The sequence below is a fragment of the Kitasatospora sp. NPDC004289 genome (assembly GCF_053602875.1).
Genome location: NZ_JBSGEL010000112.1, coordinates 1 through 17,433, shown reverse-complemented (window position 1 = coordinate 17,433; position 17,433 = coordinate 1). Strand labels below are relative to the sequence as shown.

Here is a 17,433-nt window from a genome sequence, read left to right as displayed (position 1 = left end):
TCCGCAACTACACACACCTCAACACGGCCTACAACCTCACCGTTGCCAACCTCCACACGTACTATGCACTCGCCGGTACGGTGCCCGTACTGGTGCACAATTCGGGATTGTGCACCGAGAAGATCGACGACGTCTTCCATAACCCCAGCGGAAGATCTTCTCAGGATCAGTTTGAATACCACTGGGACAAGCATGCAAAGGGGCGCGGTGTCACGCGTGAGCAGTACCTCCAGGATGCGCAAGACTGGGCGACGGGAATCGCCCAGCCAGGAGGGAAGAGGGGGCTCAACGGCAGCCTGGAGACGCTGGCGGACGGTGCGCGCGGGATAAAATACGTGGACCCCCAGACGGGTAAGGGCGGGATCATCGGCCCCGGCGGCAAGGCTGTAACCTTCTGGTATGACGCCGACGAATGAGAGGACGAGTTGTTGTCGGATTTCATGGAGAGCTACGCCCTCTGGCGATCCTTGCCGTTTCCCGGTCTGCGCCGCGGTGAGAATCTGTTGCGCGCCGGAGAGAACCTTGCACTCATTCATGGCGACCTAGCTCTCGCCGACGAGCATGTGACCCAGGTGATCCTTTTTGTCGATGAGGGGATATTCAGGCCGAGCCGGGCGGACGTCATGGGGTTGCTTGAAGGGGTCATCTCTCGCCTAGAACGATTCGGCGAAAGCATGGCCGTCGAAGAGCGAGAAGTTGTCGACGCCCATTATCGATATGCAGTTTTGCTGCATCAAATCTATGCTGAATTTCTGCGCATAGGGGCTCCGTAGCCCGTCGCCTGACCGGCAGGGAATAACAGTGAGCCGCCCACACGTGTGGGCGGCTCATTGTTTCTACTGGAGCCTTTGTGTGCGCGACGCGGTTGCAGGTCGTGTCGGCGAACTTCCCGTCTCTCCAAGTCGAAAACTGATCTCTGACGCGAAGCTTGTTCGCCCGGCGAGGGGGATTCCCTGTCGATAACGGCCAGCGATAACACAGGGCCCCACCGGAATGATGTCCCGGTGGGGCCCCTGTGGTGTCTGACGGCAGTAGTTGACGGCAACGTCAGCGGACGGGCGTGGCGCAAAGAGGTGGTTCGTCGCCGTCGTAGAGCTCGCCGACGATCTCGGTGGGGCTGCGGAGGGCGCGCCCGAGGAGATCGATGGCGTCGCGCTGGAGGCGGAGTCGGACGTGGGCATACACCGTGGCGGTGACGCCGATGTGGGCGTGGCCGAGGAGTTCCTTGATCACGACCAGTTCGACCCCCTGTTCCAGAAGGAGGGTCGCCGCCGAGTGCCGGAGGTCGTGAAACCGGATGTGGCGGAGCCTGGCCCGGCGAAGCAGAGCGTTGAAGTGCCGGGTGAGGGTGGCTCCCTCGATCGGGGATCCGTCGGGCGGGTAAAGACGTAGCCACTGTCCGACCACCCCTTGCCTGCCGTGTCGCGCTCCCGGGCCTGCTGGTCGCGGCGGTCCCGCAGCGAGTGCAGGCATTCGCCGGGCAGGGCGATGCGCCGCTCCGAGCTTTGCGTCTTCGTCGGCAGGGCGGTCAGGCCGCTGCTGTTGGTGCGCTGGAGGGTGCGCCGGACGCTGACGGTGCCGCCGGTCAGGTCGAGGTCTTCCCAGCGCAGGCCGAGGAGTTCGCCCTTGCGCAGACCGGTGCGCAAGGCGAGCTCGAAAAGGGCCTGGAGCCGGTGGCCGCGCACAGCGGTGAGGAGGTCGCGGGCCTCGTCGACGGTCAGGGGTTCGAAGCGGCGGGGGCGGGGTGTGCCCATCCGGACGTTGCGGGCGACGTTACGGGGAATCTCCTCTTCGCGGACGGCGTGCTCCAGGGCGGACTTGAGCACGGAGTGGATGTAGGCGAGGGTCAGCGGGGAGAGCCGCTTGCCGCAGCACGTGCCAGCCGCGCAGCAGCGGGGCTGGTTCCGGGCGGCGTCGAGGCCGCGGGCGCAGCACTGGCAGGTGGTGCGGAGCTGGTTGAGCCAGGTGCGGACATCCTTGGCGGTGAGCTTGGTGAGTCCCTGGGGCGCCACCGCCGACGGCCAGCCAGAGTTCGGGCCGCCGATCTAGCTCGGGCTCACGTCCTCCAAACTCCTCAGACCGGGTCTGAGGCAACTGCCGCAGGGCCCAGGATCCCAGGAGGGAAATGGCGGGGTCCGACGATCCCGTCCGACCCATATGCGGGGGATCGCCATCGCGCGTCAGGAACGGCCCAGCGCTTCGCGCAGCGTCAGCCGGTGATGCTCCTTCAGGCGGCGCAGCTCCCACCAGGACAGAGCGGTCACGGTGATCGGAGCGCCGAGGATGAAAGCGGCACGGGCGACCGGCGGGACCTCGGAGTAGGCGCCGGTCACGACGTCGAGAAGGGCCATCTCCCAGACCAGGATCCCGGCGAGGAGCGGCGGGAGAACCTCGTGGATGTCGGCGGTGCGGAAGACGTGGACGAGGGAGAGGCCGATGCCATAGAGGGCGAAGCCGAGGGACCACAGGCAGAGCACGGCGAGGACGACCGTCCCCACCACGCCCACCGCGTCGCGGAATCCTGCGGTCTCCGGGGCCATCGCGAGCGGGAAGGTGGCCATCGATCCGATGACGGCCGCGACCGCGCCGAGCGGGCGCAGGGTCCGCCGCAGGTACGTGCGCCGCAGGTCGCCCCGGGCGGCCGCGATGAAGGCGCCGACCACCAGTGGGAAGGTGCAGACGAGCACCAGGACGCTGGACCACCCCTGGCTGAAGCGGTCGTCCGCCATCGCCTTGACGCCCTCGACATCGGCCACGGCCCGGTACGTCGCCGTCAGCCCGACGTAGGCCGCCAACCCCAGTCCCGTGCGCCAGAGTTGGAGCCGGCGGACCGACGCGTCCTCCGCCAGGTCCGCCCGGGACGGGCGGAAGGCCCGCTGGGCGGCGTAGAACGGGTTGCGGACGCCGCGCAGGATTTTCTGCGCCCGTGAAGGTTCGGCCGGTGGCGGCGGGGGCCCGGGCGGGCCGAACGGCCCCGGGGGGTGGGGAGGTTGTGCGTACGGGTACGGGTACCCCTGGGGCGGGATCGGCCCAGGCCCAGGCCCAGGGACACCGTGTCCGGGAGGCGGGCCGTACGGTGCCCCCGTCGGCTCCCCGTAGCCACCGCCCCCGACTCCACCGTTACCGCTCACGTGCCGCTCCCCCGCTCGGACCGTTCGATCAGTGCCCCGGCATCGTAGTGGTCCCCTCCCAGGGCCCGAGCTTCTCCGGGTTGCGCACCGCCCAGATCCGGGTGACCCGCCCGCCCTCCACCGCGAAGGCGGCCACCGTCACCGCGCTGCCGCCGAGGAGGGCCACCAGGCCGGGGCGGCCGTTGACCGAGCCCTCGCGGAGGATCTGCCCCGGGGTCCGGTCGGCGATGGCGAGGACGAGGCGGGCGATCGCGTCGGCGCCGGTGACGGGGTGGAGGACAGAGGGGACGAGGCCGCCGCCGTCGGCGGTCAGGGTGGCGGCGGGGTCGAGGAGGGTGACCAGGGCCGCGATGTCCTTGGTCTCCCAGGCGTGCTTGAACGCGCGGACCACCCGGGCCTGGTCGATGGTCATCCCGGCATCGGGCCGGGCGTCCCGCACCCGCCGCCGCCCCGAGGCCGCCAACTGCCGGCAGGCGGCCGCCGACCGCTCCAGCACCTCGCCGATCTCACCGAACGGGTACCCGAAGACGTCGTGCAGGACGAAGGCCACCCGCTCCGCCGGGGTCATCGTCTCCAGCACCACCAGCAGCGCCATGTCCACCGACTCGTCCAACGCGATCCGCTCCGCCGGGTCCTGACGCTCCGCCACCGACGGGCCGACCGGCCACTCGGTGCGGTCGGGCAGCGGCTCGGGTATCCACTCGCCGACGTAGCGTTCGCGCCGGGCCCGGGCCGAGCCGAGCTGGTCGAGGCAGATCCGGCTGGTGACGGTGGTGAGCCAGGCGTCGGGCGACAGGACCGCCTCCTGCCGCTCCGCGGGCAGGGCGTACCAGCGGGCGTACGCCTCCTGGACGGCGTCCTCGGCCTCGGTGAGTGACCCGAGGAGCCGGTAGCCGATGTTGAGCAGCCGGTGGCGCGCACTGTCGACGGCAGTGATGGTCATGGTCCGGCTGCTCCTTCGCGACGGGGTGATGCACCGTCATGATCCACTGCACGCGAGGCCGAAGCGAGCCCTTTCGCCACCCCGCCTCACATTCCGCCGGGCTGTTCCGTCAGGAAGGTGAGCGACCGGGACACGGCCCGGCGCAGGGGAGAGAGAAGGACGGCGATGGCCACCTTGACGTCGACGGTGACGGTGCGTCGGAGCACCAGGTTCCAGCCCTTCGTGCGGGTCGCGGTCGGTCTGCAGACCGCGACCCTCCTGGCGCAGGCGGTCAGCGCGGGCCTGACCTTCTCCACCTCCTACGGCGAGCTGCTGCACGCCGTGGGCGCCCGGGTCACCTACGGGGCCACCATGCTCTACCTGCTGGCCGCCGTCCTGGCCTGGCGGCCGGGCGGCGGTCCGGGGCGGCCGGTGCTGTACGCGACCGGGTTCCTGGTGCTCTCCTCGGTGCAGGTGCTGGCGGGGATCGCGCACCTGGCGAGTCTGCACATCCCGCTCGGGGTGCTGATGTTCGGCACCAGTCTGCTCCGCTTCGGCTGGGACGTGGCGGGGTACCGGAACGGCGCGGCCGCGAAGCCCTGACCTGCGGAGGAAGCGGCGGGGCGCGGCCGCGAGCGGACGGGCGGCCGAGGGCCGGGGCGTTAGGCTGACGCCCCATGAGACGCCGCCCCGCCGCCCCACGCTCCCCCCTCCCCCAGCGGCACGGCGTCGACCCGGTGCGGCGCCGGCTGCCGGAGGACGGCGGCGGGTGGGCGACGGTCCACGCGTACCTGACGGAGTTCCTCCCGGTGGAGCCGGCCCTGGTCGACGCGCTGTTCGCGGGCGACGCTCCCGGGGACGGGGTGCACGGCGCGGACGGGCGGCTCTCCCCCGACGCGCCGTTCGTCCCGGGGGCCGTGATCTGGTACCACCGTGACCTGCCGCCCGAGGTGGAGGTGCCGTTCCCGCTCACCGTCCTGCACCGGGACGAGCGGATCGTGGTCGCGGACAAGCCGCACTTCCTCTCCATCGCCCCGCGCGGCAAGCACGTCACCCAGACCGCGCTGGCCCTGCTCCGCGACCGCCTCGGCCTGCCGGAACTGAGCCCGGCCCACCGTCTCGACCGGCTGACCGCCGGCCTGGTGCTCTTCGTCGTGCGGCCGCAGGACCGCGCGGCGTACCAGGGGCTGTTCGCCGAGCGGCGGGTGCGCAAGGAGTACCGGGCGGTGGCCCCGTACCTGCCGGGTCTGGAGCTGCCCCGGACGGTGGAGAGTCGGCTGGTGAAGGAGCGCGGCGAACTGACGGCGCGGGAGGTGACGGGCGAGCCGAACAGCCGCAGCGTCGTCGAGCTGCTGGCGCAGGACGGGCGGAACGGTGGATACCGCTTGCTGCCCGAGACGGGCAAGACCCATCAGCTGCGGGTCCACCTCTGCTCGCTCGGCATCCCGATCCTCGGCGATCCCCTCTACCCGCGCGTCCTCCCCGAGGCGGCTCCGGACGATTTCCGCGATCCGCTCCAACTCCTGGCCCAGGCACTGGAGTTCACCGACCCCGTGACCGGCGTGGCGCACCGCTTCGAGAGCGGGCAGCGACTGGCCCACTGGCCGGACCACCAGACCTCCCCGCACCCCTTGTGACGAAGCTCACCCTCGGGACTCCGTCACCTACGGTCGCGTAAGGTAGTTCACAAGGTGAACTATCTCCTCCATGGCTGACACACAGGAGACCCTTGACCTCAGCTCGTACGTGGCACTCGGGGACAGCTTCACCGAGGGCCTCAACGACGCCCGCCCGGACGGCCTGTACGCCGGATGGGCCGACCGACTGGCCCGACTGCTCGCCGCACAGCGGCCGTTGGGCGACTTCCGGTACGCGAACCTCGCGGTCCGCGGCCGGCTGCTGGACCAGATCGTCGACGAGCAGGTGCCCCGGGTGGCGGAGATCCGCCCCGACCTGGTGACGCTCTGCGCCGGCGGCAACGACATCCTCCGCCCGGGCAGCGACCCGGACGCGGTGGCCGAGCGCTTCGAGGCCGCGGTGGTGGAGCTGAAGCGCCACGCCGGGACGGTGCTGATCTGCACCGGCTTCGACACCCGGGGCATCCCGGTGCTCGGCATGCTGCGCGGCAAGATCGCCACCTACAACGGCCACCTGCGGGCCGTCGCCGACCGACACGGCCTCACCGTCGCCGACCTCTGGTCGCTGCGTTCGGTGCACGACCGCCGCGCCTGGAGCGAGGACCGCCTGCACCTCTCCCCCGAGGGCCACCAGCGGGTCGCCCTGCTGGCCGCCCGCTCGCTCGGCCTGCCGCTCGGCCCCGAGCAGGACCCGGAGGCCCCGTGGCCCGCCGCGCCCGTGCTCACCACGGCCGAGCAGCGCCGGGAGAACCTGCAGTGGGCCCGCGAGTTCCTGGTGCCGTGGGTCGGCCGCCGACTGCGCGGCGAGTCCTCCGGGGACAACGTCGAGGCCAAGCGCCCGGAGCTGCTCCCGCTCTGACGCCGCATCAGCCACCGGCCCGTGCCTCCGACGCCCCGGAGGCACGGGCCCGGCCGTTCTCCCGCTCAGCCCGCTCAGCCGCTCAACCCGGTTCCGACCGCTCCGGCGCCACCCCGGCGCCGCTCCGGCTCAGACCACCCCGGCACGGCGCAGCAGCCAGCGGTTGGTCGGGCCGATCAGACCCGCCCGGTCGAGGACGCCGACCGCCTTGGCCGCCATCCGGGTCTTGGTGGCCCGCCAGTTGGGGTTGGACCGGGCGGCGGCCCGGCCGGCCTTGGGGTCGATGCCGACCGCCGCGTAGAGGCGGGGGTTGATCAGGCCCTTGGTGGAGCGGTGGATGATCAGGCCGATCAGCAGCTGCTCGTAGAAGCGGCGCACCGGTCCGACCCGGGTGCGGACCAGCTCCTCCCGGGCGTAGGTGATGTGGCGGGACTCCTCGATCACGTGGATCCGGGAGACCTGGCGGGTGAGGGGCTGGAGCGACTCGTCGTTCATCAGCTCGCGCTGGAACGCGTCGAGGATCTCCTCCACGTACATGGTGCCGCCGAAGGTCTGACTGTGCGTCGAGATCGCCTTGAAGATCCGGCCGAGCTCGTGCGAGAGCCGTCCGGGACCGTAGGCGGGGACGCCCATCCAGGTGATCATCTTGGCGAACATGACGGAGTGCCGGCACTCGTCGGCGATCTCGGTGAGCGCGTACTGGACGTGGGCGCTGGTCGGGTCGCGGTCGAAGGCGTGGCGCAGCAGCATCTGCATCAGGATCTCCTCGAACCAGATGCCGAGACTGGCGACGCTGGCCACCTCGTGCTTGCTGAGCTCGATCCGCTGCTCCTCGCTCAGGCCCTCCCAGAGCTCGGTGCCGTAGAGCGAGGTGTGGTGCGGCGGGCAGAAGTAGCGGCCGGGCAGCGGCGGGGTGTCCCAGTCCACCTCGGTGAGCGGGTCGAAGGAGAGCTTGGCCGAGGAGTTGAGCAGCCGCTCGGCGGTGCGGCGGCGCTCCTCGGGCCAGGCTTCGGGTGCGGTCCGGACGGCCTTGGTCATCGGCCCTCTTCCTTCCTCTCGGCGCGCGGCGGGGCGCACTGGCCCTCTGACCGGAAGGTAGAAGCTATTAGACACACCGTCAATACTTCGCGCAGCCCCGCCGCCCGCCGGTCCGGGTCAGGCCCGCAGGAAGGCGGTCAGCAGCCGCGCGGCCTCCGCCACCTCCTCGACGTCACGCCGCTCGGTGTCGACGTCCAGGTGGAACGGCGCGTGGCCGCCGGCCGCCGTGTCCACCTGGGCCTCGCGGCGGTCCGGCATCACCAGCCACCAGACGTGGTCGTCCTCGCCCCTGCCCCTGGCGTCCAACCGCCGGACCTCGACCTCCGGAACCGCCGCCCGGACCAGCGCGAACACCTCGTCCAGCGGGCCGCCCGTCGCATCGGCCGCCGACCAGATCCGGTGGAAGCAGCGCTCGCTCAGCGACTGCGGGTACTCCGTCATGACGCCCCCTCAACTCCCGTTCCTCGTACACGGGTCACCGTAGCTCCTCGATTCCTCCGGATCCTGTTCCGTTCCGCGAACAGGCGTGTGCGATCTTCGTATGCTCGACTCCACACCCCTTGGGCACACCCCTTGGGCACACCCGCTGGGTCGACCGAAGCGAGGCTGGCCGGATCATGACGAACCCCCTGACGCACGCCACCGCCCTCTACCACGCGGGCCGTTACGCCGAGGCCGAGGCGGAGGCCCGCGCCCTGGCGGAGGCGCCGCGGATCGAGCCGGAGGACTTCGTCTTCGGGCCGCTGGCGCTGGAGATCGTCGCGCTGGCGGCCAGCGCCCAGGGCCGCCACACCGAGGCCCTGGGCATCCTCGACGAGGTGCGGCCGCTGATCGCGGAGCTGATCGGGCCCGAGCACATGCTGACCCTCAAGCTGCGCGCGGACCGGGCCCAGGTGCTGACGATGCTCGACCGCTTCGCCGAGGCCGAGTCGGAGTGCGCGGCGGTCGCCCACCTGGCGGAGCGTCAGATCGAGGCGGAGGCGGAGGCGGGGGCGGAGCCGGAGATGCAGCTCCTGCGGCTCAACGCCCGCAGCGGTCAGCTCCACGCCCTCACCGCGCTCGGCCTCCACCCGGAGGCGGAGGCGGTGGCCCGCCAGGCCATCGCCTCGCACCGCGAGGACGACCAGATCGCGCTGATCCTGCGGCTGGGCCTCTGCCGGAGCCTCAACCTCCAGGGCCGCTACGAGGACGCCCTCGCCGAGGCGCGGCTCGCCGACGAGCTGCGCGGCGGCTGGGACGAGGAGCGCCGCCGCCCGGAGTCCGGAGCCGTGGAGCTGGCCGCCGCCCGGGCCCTCCTCGGGCTGGGGCAGGACGCCGCGGCCCGTCCGCTGGCCGCCACCGCCCTCGACGCCTCCCTGGCCGCGTTCGGGCCGGACAACTCCCGCACCGCCGAGGCCCGCGAGCTGCTGGAGCGGATCGACGGCGCCTGACCCGGCCACAGGCGGCTGACGGTCAGTCGATCTCCTTGCGCGGGGCGGCCGCCGTCCAGTAGTCCGGGTCGGGCGGGATCCGCTGGGCGAGGTCGGCGCGCACCTGGTCGGCGAGCCTGCGGGTGTCGCGGCGGTTCATGGTGGCGCCGAGACCCGCGCCGATCAGCAGCGGGGTGAGGGAGGGGAGCTTGCGCAGCGTGCTCCGGGTCAGCCGCTTGCGCAGCTTCTGGCGGACCTCGGAGCTGACCGCCATCGCCGCCAGCCCGGCCGGGCGGATCAGCGCGGCCCGGTCGATGCCCCGGCCGTCGGCCCAGGCGCCGACGTACGCGGTGGCCCGCTGCGCGACCGTGCCCTGGGCGGGGACCCCGTAGACCTCGTGCAGCTCGGCGATCAGCTTGATCTCGACGGCCGCCACCGAGAGGGTCTCCGCCGCGATCTCCACCGGCATCGCGGGCGGGACGGGCATCATCGCCGCCGCGCCCGCCCCCGCGCCCAGCGCGGCGGAGGAGCGGCAGGCCCCGAGTGCGATCAGTTCGGCCAGCTCGTCCGGGGTGGCGGCGGTGGGGTGCTGGGCGCGCAGGGTGGCCAGGCTGCGGACCGGGATCCGGGGCGCGGCGTCCAGCAGCCGGTCGGCCAGCACCTTGCCGCCGTACCCGGCCCCCTTGGCCGCGGCCTTGCCGCCCCGCCCGAGCGCGGTGGTCAGCGAGCGGACCAGCGCGCCGGCCCGCTGGCTCCCGCGCCGCCGGTACCAGGCCTCCCGGACCGCGGGAGCGGCGTCGGGGAGGGTGCGCTCCATCTCGGCCGAGAGCGCGGCCAACTGCCCGGCGACGTCCTCGCCGCCGGCCGGTGCGTCCCGGCCTCCCCGTACGCCGTCCTCCGGCCCGGGCTCCGGCTCGCCGTCTCTCCTCCGTCGGATGATTCCCATGATCTGCGCGTACCCGGTTCCCTCCGCCGCCACGCCGCACCGTGACCCCGATATCCCCCTGGTACCGCTCAGGTCTCGGTTCGGGCATGCCCACGCCCACGAACCGTCCGTGCCCAGCACACTGGGACCGGCCGGTCTGACGGGGCGTCACGGGGGCGAGCACCGTCGGACCGGCCGCACCGACGCCTGCCCCGACGGCACCGGTGCGCGCACCGCGCGGTTCCGTCCACCGGGCCCCTGCCTGCTCGCCACCGAGTCCGAGGGGACCGCCCGTGCCGACGACCGCCACGAGAGCCCGCGCCACCGACCGCAGCGACCTCCAGCTGGCCGCCCTGCTCACCGCCGCGACCGCGGTCCTGGACCTCCTGCTCCTCCTCGTGGTCACCCGCGTCGGCGGCCTGCTCCTCGCCTTCCACCTCGGCGGGGCCACCGTCGCCGCCCTGCGCGCCCTCTGGTACCCGGCCCCGGCCGCCCGCCAGCTGCGCCGCCTCGCCACCTGGCTGCTGCTCGGCCAACTCGCCCTGGTGGCAACCCTGCTGGCGACCCTGATCGCCGTCCACTGGGCCATGCGCGGGACTCCCTGAACGCGCCCCCAGAACGCCGTGCGCGCGCCTTGACCAGGCCTTGGCCGGGCCTTGGCCCCCCCTTGATCGTCTGCGGAGCACCTACCGGCGGCCGCCCTCCGACGGCTGGGTACTGTGGGCGGACCACCCCTCGAAAGGCGCTTTCCCCATGGCCAAGAACGCCGCCGCCGGACCGCCCGCCGCCCCGCCCGGGGCCGCACGCGGGGCGGCCGCGCCGGCTCCCCTGCTGCGCCTCAGCGGCGTCAGCCGCTCGTACGGCGACCGGGAGGTGCTGCACCCCGTGGACCTGTCGCTGGCCGCCGGCGAGTGCGTCGCGCTGCTCGGCCACAACGGCTCGGGCAAGTCCACCCTGCTCCGGGTCGCCGCCGGGCGGGACGCGCCCAGCAAGGGGACGGTGCGCTTCGACGGCCTCCCGATGGACCAGAACGACCCCCGGATCCGGGCCCGGGTGGCCGTGGTCGGCGACACCGTCGCCTGCTACCCGGACCTGACGGTCCGTGAGCACCTGCTGCTGGTGGCGGTCGCGCACGGGGTGGCCGACGCGCCCGACTGGATCACCGAGGTGCTGGCCCACCGCAATCTCACCGAACGCGCCGACGCCCTGCCCTCGGCCCTCTCCTCCGGCCAGATGCAGGCCCTGCTGCTGGCCTGCGCCATGGTGCGCCCGCGCGACCTGCTGCTGCTGGACGAGCCCGAGCAGCGGCTCGACCCGGAGGCCCGGCGCGACCTCGCCGAGCTGCTCAAGGGCGAACTCGCCGACGGCGTCGCGGTGTTGCTGGTCACCCACCACACCGACCTGGCGCTGGACGTGGCCGACCGGGTGGTGGTCCTGGAGGACGGCCGGATCGTCCGGCAGGGCAAGCCCCGGCAGGTCCTCGCGGCGGAGTACGCCGCGCGCACCGCCGCCGACTCCACCTCCGCCGCCCCGGCCGCCCCCGCCGCCCCGGCCGGTGAGCGATGAGCACCACCGTCCCCGAGGCGGAGAGCGCCGTCGAGCCGTGGTCGGCGGACGACGACTGGACCGACGAGACCCTCGCCCTGCTGCGCGCCCTGCGCGCGCCCCACCGGCGCAACCGCGCCAAGTCCGTGGCCTTCGCGCTCTACTGCGTGCTGCTCGGCCTGGTCGTCTGGGGCGGCGTGCCGAGCCTGGGCCTCTTCCTCCAGGCCTCGATGGGCGCCGACTACACCGGCCACGGCGGCGACCTGCTCGCCGCGATGCCCGCCGGCATCACCGCCGTCGGCCTGACCACCTTCCTGCTGCTGCTCCGGGACGGCCTCTGGCGCGGCCCCGTGGTGCCGCCCCGGGCGGCGACCGACTGGCTGCTCGCCCACCCGGTCCGGCCCCGACCGGTGCTGCGGCCGTGGTTCTGGCTGTCCTGCGCGGTGGCCGCCTTCCCCGGGCTGGTGGCGGCGGCCGGCGGCATGGTCGCCCTCGGGCTCACCGTCCGCACCGGCCTGCCGGCCGCGCTCGGGTGGTGCCTGCTCGGCGGGCTCGGCGTCCCCCTGCTGGCCACCTGCGCCGCCCTGGTGGTGGAGCGCAGCGACCGCACCGCCCACTGGGTACGCCGCCTGACGCCCTACCTCACCCTGCTGATCCTGGGCCTCGCCGCACAGACCGTCCTGGCCGTCGCCGGTCACCCGGTGGGCTGGCTGGAGCGGGCCGAGCTCTGGTCGGGCCCGTGGGGCTGGGCCGCCGTCGCGGCCCTGGCCCCGACGCCCGCCGCCGTGCCGGGCGGCTTGATCGCCGCCGCGCTCCTCCTGGTCTGCACGGCCGCCGCCCTGGTGGCCGCCGACCGCGCCGCCGCGACCGTCCCGCTCACCCGCCTGCGCGAACGGGCCCGGACGGCCGCCGGCGTCCTGGCCGCGCTGCGCACGGTCGAGCTGCGCAGCGCCCGACTGGCCGTCAACAGCGCCAACGGCAGCCTCCGTCAGCGCCGCCTGCGCCTCCCCGCCCCCCGGCGGGCCTGGCAGGTGGTGCCCTGGCGCGACACCCTCGCGCTGCTGCGCTCCCCGGCGCGGCTGGGCCGCGCGCTGGTGCTCGCGGTGCCGGCGCCGCTCTGCGCCGCCCTCGCCCACGGCACCCGGGGCGGGGTGTCCTGGCTGGCCACCGCCGTGGCGCTGGTCTTCGGCTACCTGGCGGTGGCGCAGCTGCTGGAGCCCGCCCGGATCGAGACCGACGACGTGCGGCGCGCCTCCTGGTCGCCGTACCCCTTCGCCGGGCTGATGCTCCGTCACGCCGTGGTCCCGGTCGTGGCCGGTCTGCTGCTGGGCCTGGCCTGCGCGGGCGCGCTGCTGGCCCTCGGTGGCGGTGGCTCGGGGGCGGGGCCCGCGGTCTGGCTGGTCCCGGCCGCCGTCCCGGCCCTGGTGGCGGCCGGGCTGGTGAACGCCTGCCGGGGCCCGGTGCGCCGGGACCTGATGTACTCCCCCGCCCGGGGCGCGGGCGGGGGCGCCGGGCCGTTGGTCTTCGCCGCCTGGTACGCGGCCGGGCCCGCGGTGGGGATCGCGGGCCTGACGCCGCTGTACTCCGTCGCCCTGCGAGCGGGATCCGTCCCCGCGGTCGTCAAGGCGTCGGCGATGGCGGTGGTGCTCGCGGTGCTGCTCTTCGCCTGGGCCCGGACCAGGGCCGTGGCGATGAGCACGGCCCGGCCGGGCGAGGGCGCCCTCTGAGTCAGCCGCCGCCGCGGCGGTGGACGGTGAGCTCGCCGTAGGCCGACAGGGCCGGGGCCGGGTCGCCTCCGGAGCGGTCCTTCAGGGTGGCGTCCAGGAAGGCGAGCGTGGCTCCGGCGGTGGTGCGGGGGCTCTCGGTGCGGCCGAGCGAGCCGACGATCGAGGGCACCGGCGGCAGGTAGAGCGGGCTGTCGGTGAAGGTGAGGTGGGCGGCGCCGGGGACGGTGAGCCGGTAGGCGGTCGCGGTGCCGGCGTCGAGCGCCTCGGTGAGACGGGGCGGGTAGCGCGGGTCGGTGTCGGCGGTGAAGGCCTGGGTGAGCGCCAGCACCGGAGCCGTGAGGGCGGGCGCGGCGGGGCCGTGCGGGAAGCCGTCCAGGTCGACGACGGCGCCGAACCTCCGGTCCTGCCGGGCCGCCTGCAGGGCGGCGGCGCCGCCCATCGAGTGGCCGGTCACGGCCGCGCGGCCGGTGTCCAGACGGCCGGTCAACGGGTCGGCCGCGCGGCCGGCGTCCGGACGGTCCGTCAGCGGGCCGTCCGCGCCCCGGTCCAGGGCGGTGAGGCGGGTGAGGACGAAGCGGAGGTCGGCGGCCCGGATCGCCGTCCAGCCGGCCGCGAGCTTCTCGTCCTGGTCCCGGTCGCCGGTGGAGGCGGTCGCGGTGGTGACGGTCCGTCCGTCCGCGAGCAGCACGGCGGCGGAGTCGTACGGGTGGTCCAGCGCGGCCACCAGGTAGCCGTGGCTCGCCAGTTCCTCCGCCCAGGCGGTGTTCTGGGTGCGCACCCCGCTGGAGCCGGGCGAGAAGAGCACCACGGGGAAGCGCCCGCCCCCGTCCGCCACCGGGGCGTCCACATCCGCGGCGGTGCGGGCGCGCGGCACCCCGTCGACCAGGAAGCCCGGCAGGCCGGCGGTCCGGGCGAGGGCCTCGGCGACGGTCCGCGCCTCCTGCTCGGTCCGCCCCAGGTAGCGGGCCCGCTGCCCGCCGTCCGGGCTCCTGCGTGCCGGGTACCAGAGCTGCACCACGACCGTGCGGTGGTCGTCCGGGTCGGCGGTGAAGGTCTCGGGGCGGTCCGGGTCGGTCCACTGCAGGACGCGGGTGCCGACCGCGAACTCGCCGGTGGGCCGGGGGAAGACCGGCACGGGGAAGGCCCGGGCCGCCAAGGGCCCGGCGGCGATCAGGCCGACGCAGGCCACCGAGGCGAGGAGCGCCGGCCACCGCCGGGCCCGGCCGGCCGGCGTCCCCGCGCGGCGGGCCCGCAGCAGCGGGAGGACGGCGAAGGGCAGCGCGGCGGCACCGCCCGCCAGGACCGGCAGCAGCTGCCAGCGGAGCCCGGCCACCAGGAGCACGGTCGCCGACGACGCGAAGAGGGCGGTGGCCGCGACCGTCGTCCGGGAGCGGGCGACGGGTGGCAGCCGGTGCGCCAGGGTCAGCGCCACCGCGCCCAGGACGGCGAGGAGTTCGGGAAGGGACAGGGACAGCTCGGGGATGATCTCGTTCACCCGGCCAGCGTCGCGGCCGGGCCCGTCCCGCCGCATCGCCCTCGGGTCCTCGACGGGTGCACCCGCAGTCGCAACGGCCCGGGCCCGATGCGCCGCCGCACTGCGACCGTGGTCGGTGGCCCGGCTCCTCCTCCAGGCGTACACCGGGGCTCGGCGATCGGACGGCGGGCCCATGCGCGGCCCCTTCGCCGGGCACTACGGTGGCGCGTGTACCGAGCGCGGGGCGCATGCCGAACCGACAGGAACGTGTGATGACCGAGGCGGCCACCGGGCCCGACAGTGCCCACTCCCCTCCGGCGCGGCCGGCGCGGCCGGCGCGGAGCGGACGGTCCCGGCTGCTGCTCCGGGACTCGCTGCTTCCGGCCCTGCTCCTACTCAACGTCCTGACCACGCACGGCCCGCAGGGCCTGCCGGTGGCCGTGACCCTCACCGCCGCGCTCGCGCTGCCGCTGCTCTGGCGCCGCCGCGCGCCGCTCCTGGTGTTCGGCACGGTGGCCACCGCGGCCCTCGCCCAGTGGCTCCTGGACCTCCAACTTCCCGGCGCGATCGCCCTGTTGGTGGCCCTCTACACCGTGGCCACCGACTCGGACCGCCGCGTCACGCTGCTGGCCGCCTCGGTGGTGGAGGCCGGGGCCCTGCTGGCCTGCCTGCGCTGGGCGACCGAAGGCGCGTTCCTCACGCCCTTCGTCGCCCTGACCGCGCTGGTCGTCGCCGCCACCGCGCTCGGGGCCAACGTCCGGACCACCCGCGCCTACCTCGCCGTGGTGGAGGAGCGGGCCGTCCGCCTGGAGCAGCAGCAGGACCAGCAGGCGCGCCTGGCCGTCGCCGGGGAACGGACCCGCATCACCCGGGAGATGCACGACATCGTCACCCACAACCTCTCCGTCATGGTCGCCCTCACCGACGCCGCCGTGCACGCGCAGCGCCGCTCCCCCGAGCGGGCGACCGCCGCGATGCTCCAGATCTCCGAGACGGGCCGTCAGGCCCTCACCGACATGCGGCGCTCCCTGGGCGTCCTGCGGGCCGACGAACCCGACGCCGAACGCCACCCGCTGCCCGGCCTCGCCCAACTGGAGCCCCTCGCCGCCCAGATGGGCGCCGCCGGACTGCCGACCCGGGTCGAGCTGCGGGGCGACCACGCCCACGTGCCCGCCACCGCCCAACTGACCGTCTACCGCCTGGTGCAGGAGTCCTTGACCAACGCCCTCAAGCACACCCCGGGCGGCACCCGTGCCACGGTCCTGGTCCACTGCTCCGCCGCCACCGTCACCGTGGAGGTCACCGACACCGGCCCGCGCACGAGCCCGCCCTCCTCCCCCTCCGGCCACGGACTCCCCGGCATGCGCGAGCGTGCCGCCGCCTACGGGGGGACACTGCGGGCCGGACCGCTCCCGGACGGCGGCTGGGGAGTGCACACCCGGCTCCCGCTCGACGGCGGGGCGGTGCCCGCATGACGATCCGCGTCCTGATCGCCGACGACGAGACCCTCCTGCGGATGGCCTTCACCATGATCCTGGAGGACCAGCCCGACCTGACGCCGGTCGGCGAGGCCTCGGACGGCGACCAGGCGGTGCTGCTGGCACGGGAGTTGAGCCCGGACGTCGTCCTGATGGACGTCCGGATGCCCGGCACGGACGGGATCGAGGCGACCCGCCGGATCGTCGCGGCCTCCCCTCGGAGCAGGGTGCTGATCCTCACCACCTTCGACCTGGACGAGTACGCCTTCGCCGGCCTGGAGGCCGGTGCCTCGGGCTTCCTCCTCAAGAACACCCGGCCCGACGAACTCCTCGGCGCCATCCGCACCGTGGCGGCCGGCGACGCCGTCGTCTCCCCCCGGATCACCCGCCGCCTGCTCGAGACCGTCCGCCCCCACCTCTCCCCCGGCACCGCCCCGCGCCCGGACCCGCGCCTGAGCCGCCTCAGCGCCCGCGAGCACGAGGTGCTCCTCCACGTGGCCCGCGGCCTGTCCAACGCCGAGATCGCGACCGCTCTCCGCCTCGCGGAGCCGACGGTCAAGTCCCACTTCGGGCGGATCCTGCTCAAGCTCGAACTCCGCGACCGCGTCCAGGCCGTCGTGTTCGCCTACGACAACCGCCTCGTCAAGGCGACCGGTGCGACCTGAACCAGCAGATCCGGATGAACGCGTCGCACGCGTCCAGTTCGTTCATCTCCCTCCTGATCCTCTCGAGGGTGTCGCCCTTCGAGAGCGGCCACGGTTCCACCTCAATCCCGGTCTCGCCCCCGAGGTCACCGACGGCGACCCCTCGGTCCATCATGTCCCCGATCAGCTGGACGGTGACGGCACGGATCACGTCCTCGTGGGTGCCGTGTCCCGCCAGGGTCTCCGCCGCGCCCCGGACGACGAAGAAGTAGACGGGCGCGTCACGCGCGTACGCCACCAGATAGTCCAGTTCGTCCTGGTAGGGCTTGGTTCCTGTCATCGACGCCTGTCCTCCGCGCAACCGGTTCCGTGCCACCCACCGAGCGGGTGTGCCCACAGACTCCGCGACCGGCACTTCGGCCCGGTCGTGGCAGCGCTTCCGCCGACGCGCAGTCGTGTATCAGCCGTGTACCGGGTCGTCGTGGACGGGCAGCTCGAGGGTGGCGACGGCTCCGCCGTCGGGGGCGTTCGCGAAGGTCAGGCGGGCGTCGAGGACGGCGGCCTGGCCGGTGGCGATGGTGAGGCCCAGGCCGTGGCCCTGGCCGCGTTCGGCGGCGCCGGTGCGGAAACGCTGGGGTCCTTCG

The 17,433-nt window shown here is 74.0% G+C and carries 18 protein-coding genes and 2 pseudogenes; 11 read left to right on the top strand and 9 right to left on the bottom strand.

From position 1 onward, the window contains the following. Both ACWEPF_RS37660 and ACWEPF_RS37655 read left to right on the top strand, forming a co-directional pair. Positions 1-416: hypothetical protein (locus ACWEPF_RS37660; RefSeq protein WP_452176174.1), on the top strand; the 416-nt coding region annotated here is incomplete at its 5' end. 12 nt (positions 417-428) lie between these two features. After that, the gene (locus ACWEPF_RS37655) at positions 429-773 is read left to right on the top strand and encodes a hypothetical protein (protein WP_367212381.1); all 345 of its coding nucleotides are present in this window, start codon (positions 429-431) and stop codon (positions 771-773) included. A 274-nt stretch (positions 774-1,047) separates the two neighbouring features. Here the strand turns inward: ACWEPF_RS37655 and ACWEPF_RS37650 are convergent. The 3 genes and pseudogenes from ACWEPF_RS37650 to sigJ all read right to left on the bottom strand — a co-directional run. Next, a pseudogene (locus tag ACWEPF_RS37650) lies at positions 1,048-1,997 on the bottom strand (tyrosine-type recombinase/integrase); the annotation flags it as partial. 183 nt (positions 1,998-2,180) lie between these two features. Next, a complete protein-coding gene (locus tag ACWEPF_RS37645; protein ID WP_452176173.1) occupies positions 2,181-2,795 on the bottom strand; it encodes a hypothetical protein in 615 nt (204 codons plus the stop codon). Between the two features lie 364 nt (positions 2,796-3,159). After that, a complete protein-coding gene (sigJ, locus tag ACWEPF_RS37640) occupies positions 3,160-4,074 on the bottom strand; it encodes an RNA polymerase sigma factor SigJ (RefSeq protein WP_452176172.1) in 915 nt (304 codons plus the stop codon). Positions 4,075-4,239: 165 nt separating this feature from the next. Here sigJ and ACWEPF_RS37635 point away from each other — a divergent pair, with 165 nt between their 5' ends. The 3 genes from ACWEPF_RS37635 to ACWEPF_RS37625 all read left to right on the top strand — a co-directional run bounded on the left by ACWEPF_RS37635 (position 4,240) and on the right by ACWEPF_RS37625 (position 6,549). Continuing rightward, positions 4,240-4,656: a hypothetical protein gene (locus tag ACWEPF_RS37635; protein ID WP_345288005.1), complete on the top strand. Its 417-nt coding sequence runs from the start codon at positions 4,240-4,242 to the stop codon at positions 4,654-4,656. A gap of 74 nt (positions 4,657-4,730) precedes the next feature. Beyond that, entirely contained in the window at positions 4,731-5,690 is a 960-nt protein-coding gene (locus tag ACWEPF_RS37630; protein WP_452176171.1) for a pseudouridine synthase, read from the top strand. A 70-nt stretch (positions 5,691-5,760) separates the two neighbouring features. Continuing rightward, positions 5,761-6,549, top strand: coding sequence for an SGNH/GDSL hydrolase family protein (locus tag ACWEPF_RS37625; protein ID WP_452176170.1), 789 nt, complete (start codon positions 5,761-5,763; stop codon positions 6,547-6,549). Between the two features lie 129 nt (positions 6,550-6,678). On the opposite strand, the gene ACWEPF_RS37620 is transcribed toward ACWEPF_RS37625, so the two are convergent. Then, on the bottom strand, positions 6,679-7,587 hold the full coding sequence (locus tag ACWEPF_RS37620) for an AurF N-oxygenase family protein (RefSeq protein ID WP_345288008.1): 909 nt from the start codon (positions 7,585-7,587) through the stop codon (positions 6,679-6,681). 117 nt (positions 7,588-7,704) lie between these two features. Beyond that, complete coding sequence (locus tag ACWEPF_RS37615) at positions 7,705-8,028, bottom strand: hypothetical protein (protein WP_452176169.1); 324 nt, start codon at positions 8,026-8,028, stop codon at positions 7,705-7,707. A gap of 176 nt (positions 8,029-8,204) precedes the next feature. Between ACWEPF_RS37615 and ACWEPF_RS37610 the strand changes: the two genes are divergently transcribed. Continuing rightward, complete coding sequence (locus ACWEPF_RS37610) at positions 8,205-9,017, top strand: tetratricopeptide repeat protein (protein ID WP_452176168.1); 813 nt, start codon at positions 8,205-8,207, stop codon at positions 9,015-9,017. 22 nt (positions 9,018-9,039) lie between these two features. Here ACWEPF_RS37610 and ACWEPF_RS37605 read toward each other — a convergent pair whose 3' ends face one another. Then, positions 9,040-9,942: a hypothetical protein gene (locus tag ACWEPF_RS37605; RefSeq protein WP_345288011.1), complete on the bottom strand. Its 903-nt coding sequence runs from the start codon at positions 9,940-9,942 to the stop codon at positions 9,040-9,042. A 272-nt stretch (positions 9,943-10,214) separates the two neighbouring features. Here ACWEPF_RS37605 and ACWEPF_RS37600 point away from each other — a divergent pair, with 272 nt between their 5' ends. From ACWEPF_RS37600 to ACWEPF_RS37590, 3 genes are all read left to right on the top strand, one after another. Further along, positions 10,215-10,526, top strand: a complete 312-nt coding sequence (locus ACWEPF_RS37600; protein WP_452176167.1) for a hypothetical protein — start codon at positions 10,215-10,217, stop codon at positions 10,524-10,526. A gap of 148 nt (positions 10,527-10,674) precedes the next feature. Beyond that, positions 10,675-11,487, top strand: a complete 813-nt coding sequence (locus tag ACWEPF_RS37595) for an ABC transporter ATP-binding protein (protein WP_452176166.1) — start codon at positions 10,675-10,677, stop codon at positions 11,485-11,487. Then, positions 11,484-13,193 carry a hypothetical protein gene (locus ACWEPF_RS37590; RefSeq protein ID WP_452176165.1) on the top strand — a complete coding sequence of 570 codons (1,710 nt, stop codon included), beginning with the start codon at positions 11,484-11,486 and terminating at the stop codon, positions 13,191-13,193. Before ACWEPF_RS37595 ends, ACWEPF_RS37590 begins: the two co-directional genes overlap by 4 nt. Position 13,194: 1 nt before the next feature. On the opposite strand, the gene ACWEPF_RS37585 is transcribed toward ACWEPF_RS37590, so the two are convergent. Then, positions 13,195-14,688, bottom strand: a complete 1,494-nt coding sequence (locus tag ACWEPF_RS37585; RefSeq protein WP_452176164.1) for an alpha/beta hydrolase family protein — start codon at positions 14,686-14,688, stop codon at positions 13,195-13,197. A 251-nt stretch (positions 14,689-14,939) separates the two neighbouring features. Between ACWEPF_RS37585 and ACWEPF_RS37580 the strand changes: the two genes are divergently transcribed. After that, positions 14,940-16,142, top strand: coding sequence for a sensor histidine kinase (locus ACWEPF_RS37580; protein WP_452176163.1), 1,203 nt, complete (start codon positions 14,940-14,942; stop codon positions 16,140-16,142). Further along, positions 16,139-16,810 carry a response regulator gene (locus ACWEPF_RS37575; protein WP_452176162.1) on the top strand — a complete coding sequence of 224 codons (672 nt, stop codon included), beginning with the start codon at positions 16,139-16,141 and terminating at the stop codon, positions 16,808-16,810. The genes ACWEPF_RS37580 and ACWEPF_RS37575 overlap by 4 nt, the downstream gene beginning before the upstream one ends. Here ACWEPF_RS37575 and ACWEPF_RS37570 read toward each other — a convergent pair. Continuing rightward, complete coding sequence (locus ACWEPF_RS37570) at positions 16,788-17,129, bottom strand: hypothetical protein (RefSeq protein WP_452176161.1); 342 nt, start codon at positions 17,127-17,129, stop codon at positions 16,788-16,790. The two genes, ACWEPF_RS37575 and ACWEPF_RS37570, sit on opposite strands and share 23 nt — an antisense overlap. A gap of 120 nt (positions 17,130-17,249) precedes the next feature. Beyond that, positions 17,250-17,433: pseudogene (locus ACWEPF_RS37565) on the bottom strand (two-component sensor histidine kinase); the annotation flags it as partial.